Raw genomic sequence first — 20,749 nt, 5'->3', positions numbered from 1 at the left:
TCAGAGCATGCTCGGCAGCACGCGATCCGGCGGCTTGTGGGCATCGAGGAAGGTGCGGATGTTGATGATCACCTTCTCGCCCATCTCGACGCGGCCTTCGATCGTGGCCGAGCCCATATGCGGCAACAGCGTCACCTTGCCGGCTCTGGCGAGCCGCACCAGCTTCGGGTTGACCGCGGGCTCGTGCTCGTAGACGTCGAGGCCGGCGCCGGCAATCTCGCCGCCTTCGATCAGCTTGATCAGCGTGTCCTCGTCGGTCACCTCGCCGCGCGCGGTGTTGACGATGTAGGCGTCCTTGCGGATCAGCTTCAGCCGCCGCGCCGAGAGCAGATGATAGGTCGCCGGCGTGTGCGGACAGTTCACCGAGATGATGTCCATCCGCGCCAGCATCTGGTCGAGGCTTTCCCAATAGGTCGCGCCAAGCTCTTCGGCGATAACAGGAGCGACGGGACGGCGGTTGTGATAGTGGATCTGAAGGCCGAAAGCGCGCGCGCGGCGCGCCACTGCCTGGCCGATGCGGCCCATGCCGATGATGCCCAGACGCTTGCCGCCGATGCGGTGGCCGAGCATCCACGTCGGCGACCAGCCCGCCCAGGGCTTTCCTTCGGTCAGGATCGAGGCGCCTTCGATCATCCGCCTGGGCACTGCGAGGATCAGCGCCATGGTCATGTCAGCGGTGTCTTCGGTCAGAACCTTCGGCGTATTGGTGACGGTGATGCCGCGGGCATGGGCGGCCACGACGTCGATATTGTCGACGCCATTGCCGAAATTGGCGATCAGGCGGAGCTTGCAGTCGGGCTGGTTGACGATATCGGCGCTGATGTGATCGGTCACGGTCGGAACCAGCACGTCGGCGGTGCGCGCAGCTTCCGCGATCTGCTCGGCCGACATCGGCGTGTCCTCGAGATTGATCCGCGCGTCGAACAGCTCGCGCATTCGCGTTTCGATCGAATCCGGCAGCTTGCGCGTCACCACGACGAGGGGCTTTTTCTTCACCGACATGTCCTGCTCTCATGAGGCGTCGCGGGCCGCCTCTGTCGCCAAAGGCAGGTCGTTGAGGCCTCATTAACCCGGTTGTTCGACACTGCCCTTGCCGTGTCCGTCCCCGGCGCTTCCTCCAAGCTCTCCCGACATTTCCGGCCGGAAAATCGGGGCAAACTGGTTGTTCAAGTGCCCGTCCTCTCTAGCAGAAGGCCGGGCCAAGACAAGAAGCACGGGCCAGGGTTGGAACCCGCGTGGGGCGGGAAGAAGGGGCAGACGCGGCAGGGTTTGGAGTTTGGGGTGAGGATCCGGTTTGGCCGGGTCTTCGACAGGAGACGGGTTGATGGCGTTGGGGCGTTTTTGTTCGGTGATGGCGCTCGTTTGCACCTGGTTGAGCGTGTCGGTCGGCCCCTCGCATTCGGCGAAGGACAATAGCCCCCAGACCGCCAGCGGTTTGCCGGTGCCGCGCTATGTCAGCCTCAAGTCGGATCACGTGAATGTCCGCGCCGGCCCGACCAAGGACAATGACGTCGCCTGGGTCTACACCCGCGCCGGCTTGCCGGTCGAAATTACAGCCGAATTCGAGAACTGGCGCCGGGTGCGCGATTCCGAGGGCGCCGAGGGCTGGGTCTATCACTCGCTTCTGTCGGGTCGCCGCACCGCCGTCGTCACCATGAAGCACAAGGACGACCTCGCTCCGATCTATGATCGGCCCGATCCGGACAGCGCGGTCGCGGCAAAGCTCCAGGCCGGCGTCGTCACGCAGGTGAAGAAGTGCGCCGCAAGCTGGTGCCGCGTCATCGGCAACGGCTTCGACGGCTGGATCCAGCAGGAGCGCCTCTGGGGCGTCTACTCGGACGAGCAGGTGAATTGACGCCCATAGGCGTCATCCCGGGGCGATGCGCAGTATCGAACTATGGTGCGCAATTGCGCACCTGAGGATCTCGAGATTCCCCGGTGCGCAATTGCGCACCTGAGGTCTGGTGCTGGCGCACCATCCCGGAATGACAGTGCAAATAACAATGGCCGGGACATAGGCGAGCGCAAGCGACGCCGTCCTTCGGACGGCTATGCCCGGCCATGACGATCTCAGTTCGATCTTAAGACGATCTCAGCGCTTCTTGCGCAGGCGCACGACCATGTCGATGCGGGAGATCTCATAACCCTCGGGCACCTCCGGCATCTTGGACAGCACCAGATGCGGGTCCTCGATGTCGACCAGCTCGTGGCTGTTCTCGAGGTAATAGTGATGGTGGGTGGTGACGTTGGTGTCGAAATAGGTCTTGGTGCCGTCGACACTGACCTGGCGGAGCAGGCCGGCATCAGTGAGCTGGTTCAGCGTGTTGTAGACGGTCGCCAGCGAGACCGGGACCTTGGCCAGCGTGGCTTCCTCGTAGAGCATTTCAGCCGTGAGGTGACGTGCACCCTTGCCGAACAGCAGCCAGCCGAGCGCCATGCGCTGGCGCGTCGGACGAAGCCCCGCGGACTGGAGCATTTCGTTGACGTCGTGCCACGGGCACCCGGTCAGGGCCGGCTGGCGGCCGGACAGGAGGTCCGCAGCATGGCCGTCATCGTCGTGATAGGACGCTGTATTCTCGGTCATTTCCAGATTTCGGGCACGCGTGAACAATATCTCTCTCTAACATAAGAAGAGAAAGATGCAGATGCAAGTTTCTCGCAACTAGAGACGTTCTAATCAGGCTTGGAACCCCGCAGTGGAGCGCGTCATTTTACCTTCATGGATGCGCTTTGCCACCCGAAATGCCCTGTGTTAGAGAGCGCGCGGTTCCGCCTTAGCCGATTTTGGTGCAGCCGGGCATGGAGGCTCGGTTCGCAGTCCATCCGGGGCTTGCGCGAGTCGCGGCCGACGGCGGCAATTGGCGTTGCTGTCCGATCGAGACGGGACCCATTTTCGCCAAAGAACGCCGCTCAATCGGGATTGAACAGAGGCTCTTGAATGCTGAACAGGCGCAACGGTTACGACTACGAAGATCTGCTGGCCTGTGCCCGCGGCGAGATGTTCGGTCCGGGCAATGCCCAGCTGCCGCTGCCGCCGATGCTGATGTTCGACCGCATCACGGAAATCACCGACAATGGCGGCGAGTTCGGCAAGGGCCTGGTGCGCGCCGAGCTCGACGTGAAGCCTGACCTCTGGTTCTTCGGCTGCCATTTCAAGAACGACCCCGTGATGCCCGGCTGCCTCGGCCTGGATGCGCTGTGGCAAATGGTCGGCTTTTACCTCGGCTGGATCGGCGGCGAAGGCCGCGGCCGGGCGCTTGGCCTGAGCGAGCTGAAGTTCGGCGGCCAGGTGCTGACCGACGCCCGTAAGGTTGTGTACAACGTCGATATCAAACGCGTGATGCGGGCAAAGCTGGTGCTCGGTATCGCCGACGGGTGGCTTTCGGTCGATGACCAGATTATTTATCGCGCCAAGGATCTGAAGGTTGGCCTGTTCAAGCAGGGCACGAGCCTGGGCTGAGCGCATCACCAAGAAGACAACGATTGAGGCGAGGCTGTCATGAGGCGGGTTGTGGTCACCGGAATGGGCATCGTCTCGTCCATCGGAAACAACACCCAGGAAGTGCTTGCGAGCCTTCACGAGGCGAAGTCGGGCATTTCGCGGGCTGAGAAATATGCCGAGCTCGGCTTCCGTTCGCAGGTGCAAGGTGAGCCCACGCTCGATCCTTCGACGGTGGTCGACCGCCGCGCGATGCGTTTCCTCGGCCAAGGCGCGGCGTGGAATCACATCGCGATGGAGCAGGCGATCCAGGATTCCGGCCTGTCGCCTGACGAGGTCTCCAATATCCGCACCGGCATCATCATGGGCTCCGGCGGTCCCTCGGCGCGCACTATCGTCGAAGCTGCCGATATCACCCGCTCCAAGGGACCCAAGCGCGTCGGCCCGTTCGCGGTGCCCAAGGCGATGTCTTCGACGGCGTCCGCGACGCTTGCAACCTGGTTCAAGATCAAGGGCGTGAACTATTCGATCTCCTCGGCCTGCGCGACGTCGAACCATTGCGTCGGAAATGCCTACGAGACGATCCAGATCGGCAAGCAGGACATCATCTTCGCCGGTGGCTGCGAGGAGCTCGACTGGTCGCTGTCGGTGCTGTTCGACGCCATGGGCGCGATGTCCTCGAAGTACAACGACACGCCGGCCACGGCCTCGCGTCCATACGACCTCAACCGCGATGGCTTCGTCATCGCCGGCGGCGCCGGCGTATTGGTGCTGGAAGAGCTCGAGCATGCCAGGGCGCGCGGCGCGCGCATCTATGGCGAGATCGTCGGCTATGGCGCGACCTCTGACGGCCACGATATGGTCGCGCCGTCCGGCGAAGGCGCGGAGCGTTGCATGCGCATGGCGATGTCGACGGTGAAGACCAAGGTCGACTACATCAATCCGCATGCGACCTCGACACCCGCCGGCGATCCGCCGGAGATCGAGGCGATCCGAAAAGTGTTCGGCGTCGGCGAGAAGTGCCCGCCGATCTCGGCGACCAAGGCGCTGACCGGCCACTCGCTGGGCGCCACCGGCGTGCAGGAGGCGATCTATTCGTTGCTGATGATGAACAACGGCTTCATCTGCGAGAGCGCGCACATCCAGGAGCTCGATCCCGTGTTCGCCGACATGCCGATCGTGCGCAAGCGCATCGACAACGTCAAGATCGGCACCGTGCTGTCGAACTCCTTCGGCTTCGGCGGCACCAACGCCACGCTGGTGTTCAGCCGGCTGGATGCGTGACATCATTGTTGGCGCACTGTTGATTTTTTCGTCATGGCCGGGCTCGTCCCGGCCATCCACGTCTTGGCCTCGAGCATGGAAGCGACGAGCCCGGCCACGGCGAAGCGGAAGGTGATGGTGAGATGGAAGGTCTGATGAAAGGCAGGCGCGGTCTGATCATGGGCATCGCCAATGATCACTCGATCGCCTGGGGCATGGCGCGGACGCTGCATGCCCATGGCGCCGAGCTTGCATTCACCTTCCAGGGCGATGCTCTCGGCAAGCGCGTCAAGCCGCTGGCGGAGCAGCTTGGCGTCGATCTGGTTCTGCCTTGCGACGTCGAGGACATCGCCAGTGTCGATGCCACCTTCGCTACGCTCCGCGAGAAATGGGGCCGGCTCGACTTCGTGATCCACGCGATCGGCTTTGCCGACAAGAACGAGCTGAAGGGCCGCTACGCCGACACCAGCCGCGAGAATTTTTCGCGCACCATGGTGATCTCCTGCTTCTCGTTCACGGAGGTCGCAAAGCGCGCCGCCGAGCTGATGACGGAGGGCGGCAGCATGATCACGCTGACCTTCGGCGCCTCGGAGCGCGCGATGCCGAACTACAATGTGATGGGCGTGGCCAAGGCGGCGCTGGAAGCCTCCGTGCGCTATCTCGCCGCCGATTTCGGACCGCGCGGCATCCGCGTCAATGCGATCTCCGCCGGCCCCATCCGCACGCTCGCCGGCTCCGGCATCGGCGAGGCGCGGGCGATGTTCGCCTTCATGCAGAAGCATGCGCCGCTTCGTCGCGGCGTCACGCTCGACGACCTCGGCGGCTCGGCGCTCTATCTGCTGTCGGATCTCTCCGGCGGCGTGACCGGCGAGATCCACTACGTGGATTCCGGCTACAACGTCATCCTGATGCCGAGGCCGGACGATCTGAAGACGCCGGACTAACCGGCCGCGATCTTCTCCGCGCGCTGGAACGCGGGCCGCGCCATGCAGCGTGCCAGATAGGTGTCGAAGGCCGGGCGCGACGGCACCATCTTGAACAGGCGTACCGCGAAGTTCAGGCCGGCGCCGACCGTGATGTCCGCCGCGGAAAATTCCTCGCCGAGAATCCACGGCCCGTCGGCGAGCGCGGCTTCCAGCACGTCGAAGACCTGGGTTGCGCTGCCCCACGCGGCGGTCGAGGTCGGGATCTCGATCTTGGTGAAGATCTGGATGATGGCGGGCTCGATGCAGCCCGGCGAGAAGAACAGCCATTGCAGGTAGCGCGCGCGGCGCGGATCGGCCACGCCAGGCGCCAGCCTCGTCTCGGGATAGCGGTCGGCGATGTAGGCGCAGATGGCAGCGGCTTCGCCGAGCGCCGCGTCGCCATCGGTCAGCGCCGGCACCTTGCCCATCGGGTTGATCTTCAGAAAGTCCGGCGCCTTCTGCGCACCGGTCGAAATGTCGGTCAGCACGCGCTCATAGGGCAGGCCGCTCTCTTCCATCAGCCAAAGCGTCGTGAACGAGCGTGAGCGAGGAGACCAGTAGAGCTTGATCATGGCGAGGAACCTCCTCAACGAGAAGCGCGACGAGGCTCATTCATTGCCTGTCCGCTGCGAATCCGCAACGTACAAGTCGCAATGCGCGGAGGCGATGCCTTGCGACATCCTGGTCGACTGGACCACGGCCGCTCGCTTAATCCGGCTTGAGATAGCCGGGGAGAGTCCGGTCGAGCCTGGCCGCAACGAGTGCCCTGGTCCTTTCTCGCAATGTCGCATTGCTCGCCGCGGCGGCGGGAGGATCGGGAAACTGCGAATTGTCGAGCTTGGTGATCGGATCTTCCGTCAGTCTCATGCTCTCGGCGAGATTGGAGCCGAAATTCGCGAAATGCCGGTTGATCGGCTCATAGCTCCTGCCGTCGATCAGGTTGACGGCAACATTGGCGAACAAGTGCGAGTGTCTGGCGAAAGAGCCGAGGCCCCGGCTGTAGGCGCCGATGCCGTCCAGAACCAGGCTGGAGCCTTGCAATTCGGTCTTGTACCTCGTCACCACGAGATATTGGTCGCAATTCGCATTGGCGGTGATGTTGCGAACGATGGCCGGTAAACGCTCGCTCGGATCCGGGAAGAGCCTGGATTTCGGATTGTAGAATGGCTCGAACGCTCCCTTGGGGTAGCTGATCTTCCTGATCGACGGATCAGCACCGCTTGCGGCACGCACACGCGCCAGCGGGATGTCGTCAAGGCTCCAATCGTCGATCGGAATCTCGTTGAATTCGGTCTCGAACACCGTGAGGCCGAACTTTTCGACGGAGAACCGACCGCCAATCGCTGAAATGACGCCCAGGCGGCAGGGGCCGGTCTCCACCGCTGCTCCTTGCTTCGTGGCTGCATTTGGTTTGGCGGCGGGTTTCTTGACAGCTGGTTTGCCAGGGGCGGCAGGAGCCCCAGATGTTGGGGGCTGGGCCCATCCGGTGGCAGTCAGGCACGATGAGGCGAGGACGATGGTGGCGATGAAACGGCAGAACATGATCGGGGAATGAGCGGTTGATAATGCGAGAGTCGCAAAACTAGAGCGTGCAAGCACCGCCTGCAAGTGCGGCGCGCGGCTTCAAGCTGGCCTCTTCCACCGGTAATATTTCATCATGAACCCATTCGACGGTTCGATCTCTTCCTTCTCGAACACAAACCCCTCGCGCTCGTACCAGCGCCAGGCCTTCTCGTTCTCGCGCACGCAGCGCAAGTAGATTTCGTCGGGCATCTGCGTCCGCGTGAACGCGAGCAGTTGCCGTCCAAGCGATCGACCCTGATGGTCGGGCGCGACGAAGAGCATGTCGAGATAGAGCTTTGGCAGATGCAGTGCCAGCATCGCAGCGATCGTGCCGTTGTCGTCGGCGACGAACAGGCTCCAGCCGTTCTCGATCTCGCGCCTGATGCGCGCGCGCAAATTGGCCAGGAGGAAGTCGCTCGTCTCGGCAAGCCCGGTCGAGGCCCAGCTCTCCATCCAGACGCGGCCGACCTCATCATACTCGTCCGCGCGGGCAGGGCGGATGACGGGATGCGGCATCCGGAGCTAGGTCCGCTGGTTGCGCAGGGTCTGACGCGCGCGCACCTTGCCGGCCGACAGGCAGACCACTTCGGAGATCTGCAGCAGCTGCCGCGCCAGCGGGCTGGTCTTGCGCCAGACCATGCCGATGGTGCGCGACGGCTCGGGATCGCGGAAGCGCGCCAGCGAGACAGAGGCCGATCGCGTCTCCACCGGCACCGCCATCTCCGGGATCAAGGTGACCCCGATGCCGGCGCTGACCATCTGCACCAGCGTCGACAGCGAGTTCGCATCCAGCATTTCGCGCGGGGGCGCCGACTGCATGTTGCAGAAGGAGAGCGCCTGGTCGCGGAAGCAGTGTCCCTCCTCGAGCAGCAGGAGCCGCATCTCGCGCATCATCTCGCGCGACGGCACTGGCGTGCCTTCATCTGCGCCAGGCCGCACCAGCAAGAATTTCTCCTCGAACAGCGCGACCTCGGTGAGCGAGGGCTCCGACACCGGCAGCGCGACGATGGCGGTGTCGAGCCGTCCTTCCACCAGTTCCTGGATCAGCCGCGGGGTCATGGTCTCGCGCACGCGGATATCGAGCTCCGGATGCATGCGCGTGAGGTTCTTGGTGATCTTGGGCAGCAGATAAGGCGCGATGGTCGGGATCATGCCGATGCGCAGGCGGCCGGCGAAGCGGTCCTGCGAGGCCCGGGCGAAATCACCGAGTTCGTCGACCGAGCGCAGGATGTCACGGACGCGCTGGGCGAGCTCCTCGCCGAACCGGGTCAGCGCAACCTGCCGCGCGCTGCGCTCCAGCAGCAGCCCGCCGAGCGTCTCCTCCAGCTCCTTGATCTGCATCGACAGGGCCGGTTGCGAGATGGAACAGGATTCGGCCGCGCGGCCGAAATGGCCGTGGCGCGCCAGCGCATCGAAATACCGGAGCTGGCGCAGCGTCAGATTTATCATAAGAAAATCCTATCGCAGCGATCACTAAAGTCAACTTCCCCTGATGGGATGCGGCGCTTAGAGTATTTCTACCTGGTCAAGGGCGCGAGTTCGACGCCGCCAGAGGAGGTATTCATGGACGACACTTCGAAGTGCCCGTTTTCGGGCGGAAAACCCGCGCGTACCAACCGCGACTGGTGGCCAACGCAGCTCGACATCGAGGTCCTGCACAAGAACTCGGAAAAGTCCGATCCGATGGACAAGGACTTCGACTACGCCAAGGAGTTCAAGTCGCTCGACCTGAATGCGGTCATCAAGGACCTGACCGCTCTGATGACGGATTCGCAGGAATGGTGGCCCGCCGACTTCGGTCACTATGGCGGCCTCATGATCCGCATGGCCTGGCACAGCGCGGGCACCTACCGCATCACCGACGGCCGCGGTGGCGCCGGAGCCGGTCAGCAGCGCTTCGCGCCGCTCAACAGCTGGCCCGACAACGCCAATCTCGACAAGGCGCGCCGTCTGCTCTGGCCGATCAAGCAGAAATACGGCCGCAAGATTTCCTGGGCCGATCTGATGGTGCTCGCCGGCAACGTCGCACTGGAATCGATGGGCTTCAAGACCTTTGGATTCGCCGGCGGTCGCGTCGACGTCTGGGAGCCGGAAGAGCTCTATTGGGGTCCGGAAGGCACCTGGCTCGGCGATGAGCGCTACAGCGGTGAGCGTCAGCTCGCCGAGCCGCTCGGCGCGGTGCAGATGGGCCTGATCTACGTCAATCCGGAGGGGCCGAACGGCAAGCCGGATCCCGTCGCTGCGGCCAAGGACATCCGCGAGACGTTCGCCCGCATGGCGATGAACGACGAAGAGACCGTGGCGCTGATCGCCGGCGGCCACAGCTTCGGCAAGACTCACGGCGCCGGCGATCCGTCGCTGGTTGGTCCGGAGCCGGAAGCGGGCGCGCTGGAAGATCAGGGCCTCGGCTGGAAGAGCAAGCACGCGTCGGGCCTGGGTGCTGATTCCATCACCAGCGGCCTCGAGGTGACGTGGACGACGACGCCGACCAAGTGGAGCAACAACTTCTTCGAGAACCTGTTCAATTTCGAATGGGAGCTGACGAAGAGCCCGGCTGGTGCGCAGCAGTGGACGGCCAAGAACGCCGAGGCGATCATCCCCGATGCTTTCGACAAGTCGAAGAAGCATCGGCCGACGATGCTGACGACCGACCTCTCGCTGCGCTTCGATCCCGTGTATGAGAAGATCTCGCGCCGCTTCCTGGAGAACCCGGATCAGTTCGCTGACGCCTTCGCCCGCGCCTGGTTCAAGCTGACCCATCGCGATATGGGCCCGATCCAGCGCTATCTCGGCCCGCTGGTACCGAAGGAAACGCTGATCTGGCAGGACCCCATTCCAGCCGTCAATCACGAGCTGGTCAGCGATCAGGACATCGCAGCGCTGAAGACCAAGATCCTGGGCTCCGGCCTCTCGGTTCCCGAGCTGGTCTCGACCGCCTGGGCGTCAGCCTCGACGTTCCGCGGCTCCGACAAGCGCGGTGGCGCCAACGGCGCGCGCATTCGTCTCGCGCCGCAGAAGGACTGGGAGGTGAACCAGCCGGCTCAGCTCGCCAAGGTGCTCGGCAAGCTCGAAGCGATCCAGAAGGACTTCAATGCGTCATCCGGCGCGAAGAAGGTCTCGCTGGCGGACCTGATCGTTCTCGGCGGCACCGCCGCGGTCGAGAAGGCCGCCAAGGACGCCGGCGTCGACGTGAAGGTCGGCTTCACGCCGGGCCGCATGGATGCCTCGCAGGAGCAGACGGATGCGGCCTCCTTCGCGCCGCTCGAGCCCCGGGCCGATGGCTTCCGCAACTACATCGGCAAGCGGCATCAGTTCATGCACCCTGAAGAGGCGCTGGTCGATCGCGCGCAGCTGCTGAGGCTGACCGGTCCGGAGATGACGGTGCTGGTCGGCGGCCTGCGGGTGCTCGGTGCGAATGCGAACGGTTCGAAGCACGGCGTCTTCACGTCGAAGCTGGGTACGCTGAGCAACGACTACTTCGTCAACCTGCTCGACATGAGCACACAGTGGACGCCCTCGGCCGACGGCTCCTATGAGGGGCACGACCGCAAGACCAACGCGGTGAAGTGGACCGCTACGCGTGTCGATCTCATCTTCGGCGCACACTCGCAGCTCCGCGCCTTCGCCGAGGTCTATGCCACCTCGGACTCCAAGGAGAAGTTCGTCAAGGACTTCGCCAAGGCATGGACCAAGGTGATGAACCTCGACCGGTACGACATCGCGGCGTGAGCTAGTCTAGCTGATCCCGCCACGGCTCGCTGCAACCTCTCCCGCTTGCGGGAGAGGGGGCACAGATCGCCGGGAGCGGGCACAAACAAAAAGGGCGGCCTCTCGGCCGCCCTTCGTGTTTCTGGCAGTGGTGCGAGTGCTTACTCGCCCGCCGCTTCGCGCGGGGCCTTCTCGCCCTCGGCGGCCTTCTCCTTGGCCTCGAGGTCCTCGCCGGTGGTCTGGTCGACCACCTTCATCGACAGGCGGGTCTTGCCGCGATCGTCGAAGCCGAGCAGCTTGACCTTGACCTTGTCGCCTTCCTTGACGACGTCGGAGGTCTTCTGCACGCGGTTGGCCGCGAGCTGGCTGATGTGGACGAGGCCGTCCTTGGAGCCGAAGAAGTTCACGAAGGCGCCGAACTCCATCACCTTGACGACGGTGCCGTCGTAGATCTGGCCGACTTCGGGCTCGGAGGCGATCGACTTGATCCACTTGATCGCGGCCTTCATGGCCTCGCCGTCGCTGGAGGCGACCTTCACGGTGCCGTCGTCCTCGATGTTGACCTTGGCGCCGGTCTTCTCGACGATCTCGCGGATCACCTTGCCGCCGGTGCCGATCACTTCGCGGATCTTGTCGGTCGGGATCTTGAAGGTCTCGATGCGCGGCGCATATTCGCCGAGCTCGGCGCGGGCGTTGGTGAGCGCCTTGGCCATCTCACCGAGGATGTGGATGCGGCCTTCCTTGGCCTGGCCAAGGGCGACGCGCATGATCTCTTCGGTGATGCCCTCGATCTTGATGTCCATCTGGAGCGAGGTGATGCCCTGCCCGGTACCGGCGACTTTGAAGTCCATGTCGCCGAGATGGTCCTCGTCACCGAGGATGTCGGAGAGAACCGCAAAGCGCTTGTCCTCGAGGATCAGGCCCATCGCGATGCCCGCGGTCGGCCGCTTCAACGGTACGCCCGCATCCATCAGCGCCAGCGAGGCGCCGCAGACCGATGCCATCGACGAAGAGCCGTTGGATTCGGTGATCTCCGACACCACGCGCACCGTGTAGGGGAACTCGTGGTGCGGCGGCAGCACCGGATGGATCGCGCGCCAGGCCAGCTTGCCGTGGCCGATTTCGCGGCGCTTGGTGCCGCCGAGGCGGCCGGTCTCGCCGACCGAGTAGGGCGGGAAGTTGTAGTGCAGCAGGAACGTTTCCTTGTACGTCCCGGACAGCGCGTCGATGTACTGCTCGTCCTCGCCGGTGCCGAGCGTGGTCACGACCATCGCCTGCGTCTCGCCGCGGGTGAACAGCGCCGAGCCATGGGCGCGGGGCAGCACGCCGACTTCGGCGACGATGTTGCGCACGGTCTTGGAATCGCGCCCGTCGATGCGCCTGCCGGTGTCGAGAATGTTCCAGCGAACGATCTTGGCTTCCAGCTCCTTGAACACGCCGGCGATACGGAGCTTGTCGTATTTCGGCTCCTGGCCCTCCGGGAAGTAGTGGGCTATCACCTTTTCCTTGGCCTTTCCGACGGCGGCGTAGCGGTCCTGCTTGACCGGGATCGCATAGGCGGCGCGCAGCTCCTGCTCGATCAGGCCGAGCATTTCCTGCTCGATCGCCGAATTGTCGATCGCGGTGACTTCGCGCGGTTCCTTCGCAGCCTTCTCGGCGAGCTCGATGATCGCGTTGATGACCGGCTGGAAGTGGCGGTGACCAAACATCACGGCGCCGAGCATCACGTCTTCGTTGAGCTCCTTGGCTTCCGATTCGACCATCAGCACCGCGTCGGCGGTGCCGGCGACGACGAGGTCGAGCTGGGTGTCGACCATCTCGTCGAGCGTCGGGTTGAGGACGAATTCGTCATTGGCAAAGCCGACGCGAGCCGCGCCGATCGGACCCTTGAAGGGCACGCCGGACAGCGTCAGGGCAGCCGAGGCCGCGACCATCGCCACGATATCGGGGTCGTTCTCCATGTCGTGGGACAGCACGGTGACGATCACCTGGGTCTCGTTGCGCCAGCCGTCGACGAACAGCGGACGGATCGGACGGTCGATCAGGCGGGAGACCAGCGTCTCCTTCTCGGTCGGACGGCCCTCGCGCTTGAAATAGCCGCCAGGAATGCGGCCTGCAGCGTAGGTCTTCTCCTGATAGTCGACAGTCAGCGGCAGGAAGTCGACGCCTTCGCGCGGCGCCTTCGCCGCGACGACGGTGGCGAGCACCACGGTCTCGCCATAAGTGGCGACGACGGCGCCGTCGGCCTGACGCGCGATCTTGCCGGTTTCGAGCTTGAGTGGGCGTCCGCCCCAGTCGATCTCGACTGAATGCTTATTGAACATAGTGGTCTTCTTTCATGGGTTCTCGAAACAAGGGACGCTTCGAAAAACAAAAACCATGCGCAAGATTGCGGGACGCTGATCGGAGCGGATGATCAGCGTCCTGCGATCCTGCCATGGTTTTTGGATTTCGGATGGCGTCCATCCTTTCGGGTCATACGGGCGCCTTGCCCGTTGCGCCCAGCCGCCGGATTGCTGCTGGACTGTCAGTCGGCACGAATGCGAACACCGAACCGCGGCCTTCACTCTTCATGCCCGGATGCGAATCCTCAAAGACGCGCATCCGACGCGCACGTAGCCTCGATCAAAAACCTTTAAGGAAGCGCTTTCGTTCGAAACCACGTGCGAAAACGCGCGCCAGTGGCGCGCGCAGGAACACTTAACGACGAATATTGTGCTTCTCGAGCAGCGCCTTGTACCGCGCCTCGTCCTTCTTCTTGAGATAGTCGAGGAGCGAGCGGCGGGTCGAGACCAGCTTCAAGAGGCCGCGACGCGAATGGTTGTCCTTCACGTGGGTCTTGAAATGGTTGGTGAGGTTGGTGATGCGTTCCGACAGGATCGCGACCTGAACCTCGGGCGAGCCGGTGTCGCCGGCTTTGGTGGCATTCGTCTTGATGACTTCCGCTTTGCGTTCTGCGGCAATCGACATCGTCAATTTCTCTCGTTGCGACCGGAGCTGGCAGTCAGGCCGGTCAGGTTGAACACACGCTTGGGGATGATTTCGCCATTGCCGACTTCGGCAAGCGCGAGAAGCCGGCCTGCCACCGTGACATAGACTGTGCCGCTACAAGTGGGCGCATCCCGTCCGCGCAACAAAACGGCCTGGCCCCGATGGAGCCTTGCCGCATCAGCCCGAGTGACGGCCAGTGCCGGGATGTCGTCCAGCGCGGTCTCAACGGGCAAAAGCGCGTCGGCGAGGCTGCCCTCGCCGGACGCGGCTCTATCGCACAAAGCCTCCAACTGATCCAGCGGAATCATATCGTTCTCGCCAAATGGGCCGACCAGGGTCCGCCGCAGGGCGCAGATATGGCCGTAAGTGCCGAGAATCCGGCCCATATCGCGGGCCAGGGCTCGGACATAGGTGCCCTTACCGCATTCGGCCTCGAATACGGCCCGGTCCTTATCCGGTTGATCTACAAGGGTTAAATGATGAATCTCGACCGGCCGGGGGGCCAGTTCCACGACCTCGCCGTCGCGGGCAAGGTCGTAGGCGCGCTCGCCCTGGACCTTGATTGCGGAATAGCGCGGTGGAATCTGCTCGATCACCCCGGTGAAGCGGGGCAGGAGGGCGAGGATGGCGTCCCGGGTCGGGCGCTGGTCGGAGGTTGCGGTGACGCGGCCCTCGATGTCGTCGGTATCGCGCTCCTCGCCCCAGCAGACCGTGAACTGGTAGCGCTTGCGGCCATCCATCACGAAGGGGACGGTCTTGGTGGCTTCGCCGAGTGCGATCGGCAGCCCGCCCGAGGCGAGCGGATCGAGCGTACCGGCGTGGCCGGCGCGCTTGGCGTTGAACAGGCGCTTGAGCACGGCAACCGCCTGCGTCGAGGTCATGCCGATCGGCTTGTCGAGCACGACCCAGCCATGGACGTCGCGGCGGTCTCGGCGCGGCTGGTTGCCCTTCTGCTGCTTGGCGCGTGGATCGTTGTTGACGCGGCGCGGCTCCTGATGCGGCCGGGCATCGCTTCCCAACTCCGCGAAATTATTCTTCTGCACATCGCGCTGATCGGCATCGCTGCCGCCGATCGTGTCGTGAGCCGGGTCCATCATCATTGCTCTTCTTCCCGATCCGAAGCCGGATTCTGTTCCAGGTCCTTGTCCAGATCTTTATCCAGGTCTTTGTCCAAGTCCTTCTGCACCGCAGGTGTTCGCAAAAGCTTCTCGATCCGTTCCGCTTCGTCGAAGCGCTCGTCGACGCGGAAGCGAATGTCAGGTGCAAATTTCAGGTTAACGCGCCGCGCGATCTCGCCGCGCAGGAATTTCTTGTTGCGTGCGAGCGCATCGAGGACGATTTCGGTGTCGCGGCCACCGAGCGGCATCACGTAGACCGTCGCGAGCTTCAGGTCGGGCGACATCCGCACCTCCGGCACGGTGATGATGTGACCTTCGAGATCCGCATCATGCACATTGCCTTGCGCCAGAATGTCGGCCATCGCGTGGCGAACCTGCTCGCCGACGCGCAACTGACGCTGCGAGCCCCCGCCGGGCACGGAACCCTTCTTCTGATGATGGCGTGGCATTCTCGAAAATCACCTCGTCATGCCCGTACTTGGGGCACGGGCATTGTCGTTTTCCTGTTGAAACGAAGAGGGGTGGATGGCCGGAAAAAATCCGGCCATCGCACTCCCGCAATTTCAGTTCAAAAAGATCCGGGCGCTTCGGTAAGATTTGGACTTACAGGGAGCGCTGGATCGTCTCCACGCGGTAACACTCGATCACGTCACCGGCACGCATGTCGTGGTAGTTCTCGAAGGCCATGCCGCATTCCTGACCGGACTGGACTTCCTTCACTTCGTCCTTGAAGCGCTTCAGCGTCGACAGCTTGCCCTCGTGCACGACGACGTTGTCGCGGATCAGGCGCACATTGGCGCCGCGTTCCACGGTGCCGTCGGTGACGCGGCAGCCGGCGACCTTGCCGACCTTGGAGATGTTGAAGATCTCCAGGATCTCGGCATTGCCCAGCATGGTTTCGCGCAAGGTCGGCGCGAGCAGGCCGCTCATCGCCTTCTTCACGTCGTCCACGAGGTCGTAGATGATGTTGTAGTAGCGGATCTCGATGCCGTTGCGCTTGGCGGCCGCAGCGGCTTCCTTGTTCGCACGAACCGAGAAGCCGATGATCGCGGCGTTGAAGCCTTCGGCCAGCGTCACGTCGGATTCCGAGATACCGCCGACGCCGGCATGCAGGATGCGGGCTGCGACTTCGTCGGTGCCGAGCTTCTCCAGCGAGCCGAGGATCGCTTCCAGCGAGCCCTGCACGTCGGCCTTGACGATCAGCGGGAATTCCTTGCGGCCCGCCGTCTTCAATTGCGACATCATCTGCTCGAGCGAGCCGCGCATGCCGGAGATCGAGGCTGCCGCGTTCTCGCGCTTCTGGTGCGCGCGGTAGCTGGTGACCTGACGGGCGCGGGCTTCGTTCTCGACCACTGCGAGACGATCGCCGGCTTCGGGCGGACCGTTGAAGCCGAGCACTTCGACCGGCACCGAGGGACCTGCCTCCTGCACGGTCTCGCCCTGATCCGAGATCAAGGCGCGGACACGGCCCATTTCGGCACCGGCGACGATGATGTCGCCGACGCGGAGCGTGCCGCGCTGCACCAGCACGGTCGCGACCGGACCACGGCCGCGATCGAGCTTGGCCTCGATCACGGTGCCTTCGGCCGGACGCTGCGAATTGGTCTTCAGGTCGAGGATTTCGGCCTGGAGGGCGATCATCTCGAGCAGCTTGTCGAGATTGGTCTTGTTCTTGGCGGACACCTCGACGTCGACGACCTCGCCGCCGAAGGATTCCACCTGCACCTCGTGCTGGAGCAGCTCGGTGCGCACGCGCTCGGGCTTGGCGTCGGGCTTGTCGATCTTGTTGATGGCAACGATGATCGGCACCCGCGCCGCCTTGGCGTGGTTGATGGCTTCGACCGTCTGCGGCATCACGCCGTCATCGGCCGCGACCACCAGCACGACGATGTCGGTGACCTTGGCGCCGCGGGCGCGCATCGCGGTGAACGCGGCGTGGCCGGGCGTGTCGATGAAGGTGATCTTCTTGCCGCTTTCGGGCGACACCACCTGATAGGCGCCGATGTGCTGGGTGATGCCGCCGGCCTCGCCGGAGACGACGTTGGCGTGGCGGAGTGCGTCGAGCAGCGAAGTCTTGCCGTGGTCGACGTGACCCATCACGGTCACGACGGGCGAGCGCGTCTCGGTGTCGGTGGAATCGTCGACGATGTCGAACAGGCCTTCTTCGACGTCCGACGCGGCAACGCGTTTGACGGTGTGGCCCAGTTCTTCGGCGATCAGCTGCGCGGTGTCGGCGTCGATCACGTCGGTGATCTTGTGCATCGCGCCCTGCTTCATCAGCATGCGGATGACGTCGACCGCGCGCTCGGCCATGCGGTTGGCGAGCTCCTGGATGGTGATCGCTTCCGGAATGACCACCTCGCGGATGAGCTTTTCCTTCGGCTCGTTCGAGGCATGGCCCTTCAGGCGCTGGGTGCGGCGGCGGAACGAGGCGATCGAGCGCTCGCGCACCTCGTCGGCGTTGAGCGCGGTGACCACGGTGAGGCGGCCGCGCTCTTTCTGCGGGCCGGGCTTGTGGGTGGTCTTGGGCGGAGGCACGGGACGCGCGGCGCCGCCGGGACCGCGCCGGATCTGACGCGGAGCCTCGTCCTCATCGGGCTCGGCTGCAACTGCGGGGCCGCGACCTGCCGGTGCACCCGGACGCTGCGCGGTCGTCGTCGCGGGACGCGCCGTCGTGGTTCCCGGGCGGGTCGTGGGGGTTCCTGGCCGGGCCGCGGGGGCGCCGGGCCGCGGCGCGGGCGACGCCGGTGCCGCGGTTGCGGGACGCGCGGCCGATGCCGGCTGCTCGCCTTCGCCAAACCGCTTCTTGGCCTCGGTCTCTGCCTTCCGCTTGGCTTCGTCCTCGTGGCGATGGCGCTCGTCCTCGGCCTTGCGGCGGGCTTCGGCGGCTTCGCGCTCGGCGCGTTCGGCGGCCTCGCGGACCGCGCGGCGCTGGGCCTCTTCCTCGGCCTGGCGGCGTTCTTCGACTTCGCGCAGCTTGGCATCGGCCAGCGCGCTGGCCCGGGCCGAACGCTCGTCCTCGGTCAGGGTGCGCAACACCACGCCGGAACCGGCGTTGCGAGGCGGGGCGGGCGGAGCCGGGCGCGACGGCGCGGCGGGTGCGGCCGGCGCCGGCTTCGCAGCCACCTCAGGCACGTGCGGCTCGGGACCATCGCCAATGCGGCGCTTGCCGCGCTTCTCGACCACGACCTGCTTGCTGCGGCCATGGCTGAAGCTCTGGCGCACGGTCCCCGTTTCGACGCGCGGCTTGAGCGATAGCGTCTTGCTCGGAACGCTCAGCTTCTTGTCGCCAGGGGTCTTGGTATCAACCATTCAGCAGTCCTAATCCTGATTTATCGGTGTTGTGCGTTGCCGCACCGTCCAATTTGGGTCGTCGTTGTCTCTCAGAAATCCTGGCCGTGCTTTTCGGCAGTCTTGTCATCGTCCGCCATCCGGTATCGGACCAGCATCTGGCTACGTGACAGGAATGACCTGCTCGCCGGGCCCGCGAGCAGCGCAGCATGTATCACATTTGACCGGGTGAGTGCCAAATCCAATTCTATCGATTTCAGAGCGGTTACGACGGGAATCTGCGGCTGAGCGCCGCGATTTCCGACATTTTGACGCGCCAGCATGTCCAATTTGCGGATTCCGTCCGCGGCCCCGTCGCTGGCATGGATCAGGACCTCGACCGTGCCTTCCCGAAGGGCGCTCTCGACCTTGCCGAAGCCGGCCACGACCTGGCCCGCCTTGGCGGCGATCCCAAGGGCTTCCGTCACGCTCCGAACCAGGAGCGCCTCGATGTCGGCGGGAAGCGTCTGAGGGATGCGCAGGTCGCGCTTGAAGGCCTTGCTAAATTGGTGACGACGAACGGCTTCCGCAACCACCTTGCGTGAGGCGGTGATCCACATGCCGCGTCCGGGCAGCTTGCGCTTGAGATCGGGAACCACCTCGCCTTGCGGCGATACGACGAAGCGGATCAGCTCGTCGATGGGGCGGACCTCGCGACTGACGGCGCACATGCGCATGGTCGCGGACCTCTTGGTCCGCGGCCCATGGTCGAGTTCGCTGTCAATGCTGGCGAGCATCCGGGCGACATCCTCCTCGGCCCTTACGCCGGCTGGTCTTCAGTCGCCGCAGCCTCTTCAGCAGGCTTGGCGAGATCGGCCTCGGTGATCCAGCCGGCCTTGACACGGGCCTGCATGATCATCGCTTCGGCGTCGTCACGGGAAATGTCGATGCCATCGAGCGCACCGGCGTGCTTGGTCGGCTCGCCACCTTCCTTGCGCTCGGTCCAGCCGACCAGATCGTCGGTGGCGCAGCCGGCGAGGTCGTCGACCGTCTTGATGTCGTTCTCGCCGAACTTCACCAGCATCTTCGAGGTCACGCCGGGCACGTCCTTGAGCGCGTCCTCGACGCCCAGCTCCTTGCGCTTGGCCTCGATCTCGGCTTCCTGCTGCTCCAGATATTCGCGGGCGCGGTTCTGCAGCTCCTGCGCAGTCTCCTCGTCAAAGCCCTCGATGCCGGCGAGCTCCTTGACATCCACCATTGCGAGTTCCTCGACCGAGGTGAAGCCTTCGGACGCCAGCAGCTGGCCGACCACCTCGTCGACGTTGAGCGATTCCATAAAGACGCGGGTGGAGTTCTCGAAGTCGGCCTGGCGGCGCTCCGATTCCTCCTGCTCGGTCAGGATGTCGATGTCCCAGCCGGTGAGCTGCGAGGCCAGACGCACGTTCTGGCCGCGGCGGCCGATCGCCAGCGAGAGCTGGTTGTTGGTGTCGGGCACCACGACCTCGATGCGCTCGCGGTCCTCGTCGATGACGACCTTGGAGACTTCCGCCGGCGCCAGCGCGTTGACCACGAAGGTCGCGATATCGGGCGACCAGGGAATGATGTCGATCTTCTCGCCCTGCAGCTCGTTCACCACGGCCTGCACGCGCGAGCCGCGCATGCCGACGCAGGCGCCGACCGGATCGACCGAGGAATCGCGGGAAATCACGCCGATTTTCGCGCGCGAGCCGGGATCGCGGGCCACCGCCTTGATCTCGACGATCCCGTCATAGATCTCGGGAACTTCCTGCGCGAACAGTTTTGCCATGAACTGCGGATGTGTGCGGGAGAGGAAGATCTGGGGGCCTCTCGTCTCGCGGCGGACGTCGAAGATGTAGGCGCGGACGCGGTCGCCGTTGCGGAACACTTCGCGCGGCAGCATCTCGTCGCGGCGGATGATGGCTTCGCCACGGCCGAGATCGACGATTACGCTGCCATATTCGACGCGCTTGACGACGCCGTTGACGATGTCGCCGATGCGGTCCTTGAATTCCTGGTACTGCCGGTCGCGCTCGGCCTCGCGCACCTTCTGCACGATCACCTGCTTGGCCGATTGTGCGGCGATGCGGCCATATTCCAGCGGCGGCAGGGTGTCCGCGATGGTGTCGCCGACCTGGGCGCCGGGATTGGCGCGCTGCGCGTCCGCCAGCGAGATCTGGTTGGAATGGTTTTCGACCTTGTCGACCACCAGCATGTGGCGCGACAGCCGCAGCTCGCCTTTCTTCGGGTCGATCTCGGCATGAACGTCAGTTTCGCTGCCGTAACGGGCCCGCGCCGCCTTGGCGATGGCGTCCTCCATCGCCGCGATGACGATGCCGCGGTCGATCGATTTCTCGCGTGCAACGGCATCGGCGATCTGAAGCAATTCAAGTCGGTTGGCGCTGACTGCCATG

18 protein-coding genes are annotated in these 20,749 nt (G+C 64.3%); 5 read left to right on the top strand and 13 right to left on the bottom strand.

Annotated elements, in window-relative coordinates; genetic code table 11:
* On the bottom strand, positions 1–1,002 hold the full coding sequence (locus tag ABIG06_RS11770) for a 2-hydroxyacid dehydrogenase (RefSeq protein WP_124162429.1): 1,002 nt from the start codon (positions 1,000–1,002) through the stop codon (positions 1–3).
* Between the two features lie 322 nt (positions 1,003–1,324).
* Here ABIG06_RS11770 and ABIG06_RS11765 point away from each other — a divergent pair, with 322 nt between their 5' ends.
* Positions 1,325–1,855: an SH3 domain-containing protein gene (locus ABIG06_RS11765; protein ID WP_124162430.1), complete on the top strand. Its 531-nt coding sequence runs from the start codon at positions 1,325–1,327 to the stop codon at positions 1,853–1,855.
* Positions 1,856–2,092: 237 nt separating this feature from the next.
* On the opposite strand, the gene irrA is transcribed toward ABIG06_RS11765, so the two are convergent.
* Positions 2,093–2,584: an iron response transcriptional regulator IrrA gene (irrA, locus tag ABIG06_RS11760; RefSeq protein ID WP_124162431.1), complete on the bottom strand. Its 492-nt coding sequence runs from the start codon at positions 2,582–2,584 to the stop codon at positions 2,093–2,095.
* A gap of 354 nt (positions 2,585–2,938) precedes the next feature.
* Here irrA and fabA point away from each other — a divergent pair, with 354 nt between their 5' ends.
* The 3 genes from fabA (at position 2,939) to fabI (ending at position 5,646) form a co-directional block, all read left to right on the top strand.
* Positions 2,939–3,460 (top strand): 3-hydroxyacyl-[acyl-carrier-protein] dehydratase FabA, encoded by a 522-nt coding sequence (fabA, locus tag ABIG06_RS11755; protein ID WP_124162432.1) that lies wholly within the window; start codon positions 2,939–2,941, stop codon positions 3,458–3,460.
* 39 nt (positions 3,461–3,499) lie between these two features.
* Positions 3,500–4,723 carry a beta-ketoacyl-ACP synthase I gene (gene fabB, locus ABIG06_RS11750; RefSeq protein ID WP_124162433.1) on the top strand — a complete coding sequence of 408 codons (1,224 nt, stop codon included), beginning with the start codon at positions 3,500–3,502 and terminating at the stop codon, positions 4,721–4,723.
* A gap of 122 nt (positions 4,724–4,845) precedes the next feature.
* Positions 4,846–5,646, top strand: coding sequence for an enoyl-ACP reductase FabI (gene fabI, locus ABIG06_RS11745; RefSeq protein ID WP_370136552.1), 801 nt, complete (start codon positions 4,846–4,848; stop codon positions 5,644–5,646).
* Here fabI and ABIG06_RS11740 read toward each other — a convergent pair.
* The 4 genes from ABIG06_RS11740 to ABIG06_RS11725 form a co-directional block, all read right to left on the bottom strand.
* The gene (locus ABIG06_RS11740; RefSeq protein WP_370136550.1) at positions 5,643–6,239 is read right to left on the bottom strand and encodes a glutathione S-transferase family protein; all 597 of its coding nucleotides are present in this window, start codon (positions 6,237–6,239) and stop codon (positions 5,643–5,645) included. The genes fabI and ABIG06_RS11740 overlap by 4 nt on opposite strands.
* Before the next feature lie 136 nt (positions 6,240–6,375).
* Complete coding sequence (locus tag ABIG06_RS11735; RefSeq protein ID WP_370136548.1) at positions 6,376–7,047, bottom strand: hypothetical protein; 672 nt, start codon at positions 7,045–7,047, stop codon at positions 6,376–6,378.
* A 243-nt stretch (positions 7,048–7,290) separates the two neighbouring features.
* Positions 7,291–7,746, bottom strand: coding sequence for a GNAT family N-acetyltransferase (locus tag ABIG06_RS11730; RefSeq protein WP_370136546.1), 456 nt, complete (start codon positions 7,744–7,746; stop codon positions 7,291–7,293).
* Between the two features lie 6 nt (positions 7,747–7,752).
* The gene (locus ABIG06_RS11725; RefSeq protein WP_124162436.1) at positions 7,753–8,679 is read right to left on the bottom strand and encodes a hydrogen peroxide-inducible genes activator; all 927 of its coding nucleotides are present in this window, start codon (positions 8,677–8,679) and stop codon (positions 7,753–7,755) included.
* 114 nt (positions 8,680–8,793) lie between these two features.
* Here ABIG06_RS11725 and katG point away from each other — a divergent pair, with 114 nt between their 5' ends.
* Positions 8,794–10,959 carry a catalase/peroxidase HPI gene (gene katG / locus ABIG06_RS11720; RefSeq protein WP_370136545.1) on the top strand — a complete coding sequence of 722 codons (2,166 nt, stop codon included), beginning with the start codon at positions 8,794–8,796 and terminating at the stop codon, positions 10,957–10,959.
* A 140-nt stretch (positions 10,960–11,099) separates the two neighbouring features.
* Here katG and pnp read toward each other — a convergent pair whose 3' ends face one another.
* From pnp to nusA, 7 genes are all read right to left on the bottom strand, one after another.
* Positions 11,100–13,262: a polyribonucleotide nucleotidyltransferase gene (gene pnp, locus ABIG06_RS11715; protein WP_370136543.1), complete on the bottom strand. Its 2,163-nt coding sequence runs from the start codon at positions 13,260–13,262 to the stop codon at positions 11,100–11,102.
* 376 nt (positions 13,263–13,638) lie between these two features.
* Positions 13,639–13,908 carry a 30S ribosomal protein S15 gene (gene rpsO / locus ABIG06_RS11710; RefSeq protein ID WP_124162439.1) on the bottom strand — a complete coding sequence of 90 codons (270 nt, stop codon included), beginning with the start codon at positions 13,906–13,908 and terminating at the stop codon, positions 13,639–13,641.
* Between the two features lie 2 nt (positions 13,909–13,910).
* Positions 13,911–15,029, bottom strand: coding sequence for a tRNA pseudouridine(55) synthase TruB (gene truB / locus ABIG06_RS11705; RefSeq protein ID WP_424578282.1), 1,119 nt, complete (start codon positions 15,027–15,029; stop codon positions 13,911–13,913).
* Positions 15,026–15,496 (bottom strand): 30S ribosome-binding factor RbfA, encoded by a 471-nt coding sequence (gene rbfA, locus ABIG06_RS11700; protein WP_370136541.1) that lies wholly within the window; start codon positions 15,494–15,496, stop codon positions 15,026–15,028. Before rbfA ends, truB begins: the two co-directional genes overlap by 4 nt.
* A gap of 154 nt (positions 15,497–15,650) precedes the next feature.
* Positions 15,651–18,359, bottom strand: coding sequence for a translation initiation factor IF-2 (infB, locus tag ABIG06_RS11695; protein WP_370136539.1), 2,709 nt, complete (start codon positions 18,357–18,359; stop codon positions 15,651–15,653).
* Positions 18,360–18,430: 71 nt separating this feature from the next.
* Positions 18,431–19,114, bottom strand: coding sequence for an RNA-binding protein (locus ABIG06_RS11690; protein WP_124162442.1), 684 nt, complete (start codon positions 19,112–19,114; stop codon positions 18,431–18,433).
* Positions 19,115–19,137: 23 nt separating this feature from the next.
* Entirely contained in the window at positions 19,138–20,748 is a 1,611-nt protein-coding gene (gene nusA, locus ABIG06_RS11685; protein ID WP_370136536.1) for a transcription termination factor NusA, read from the bottom strand.
* Position 20,749 lies beyond the last annotated feature (1 nt).

The sequence above is a fragment of the Bradyrhizobium sp. USDA 326 genome (assembly GCF_049739485.1).
Lineage (GTDB): Bacteria > Pseudomonadota > Alphaproteobacteria > Rhizobiales > Xanthobacteraceae > Bradyrhizobium.
Note: the sequence above shows the minus strand (reverse complement) of the source record. Positions and strands in the feature narration are given on the sequence as shown.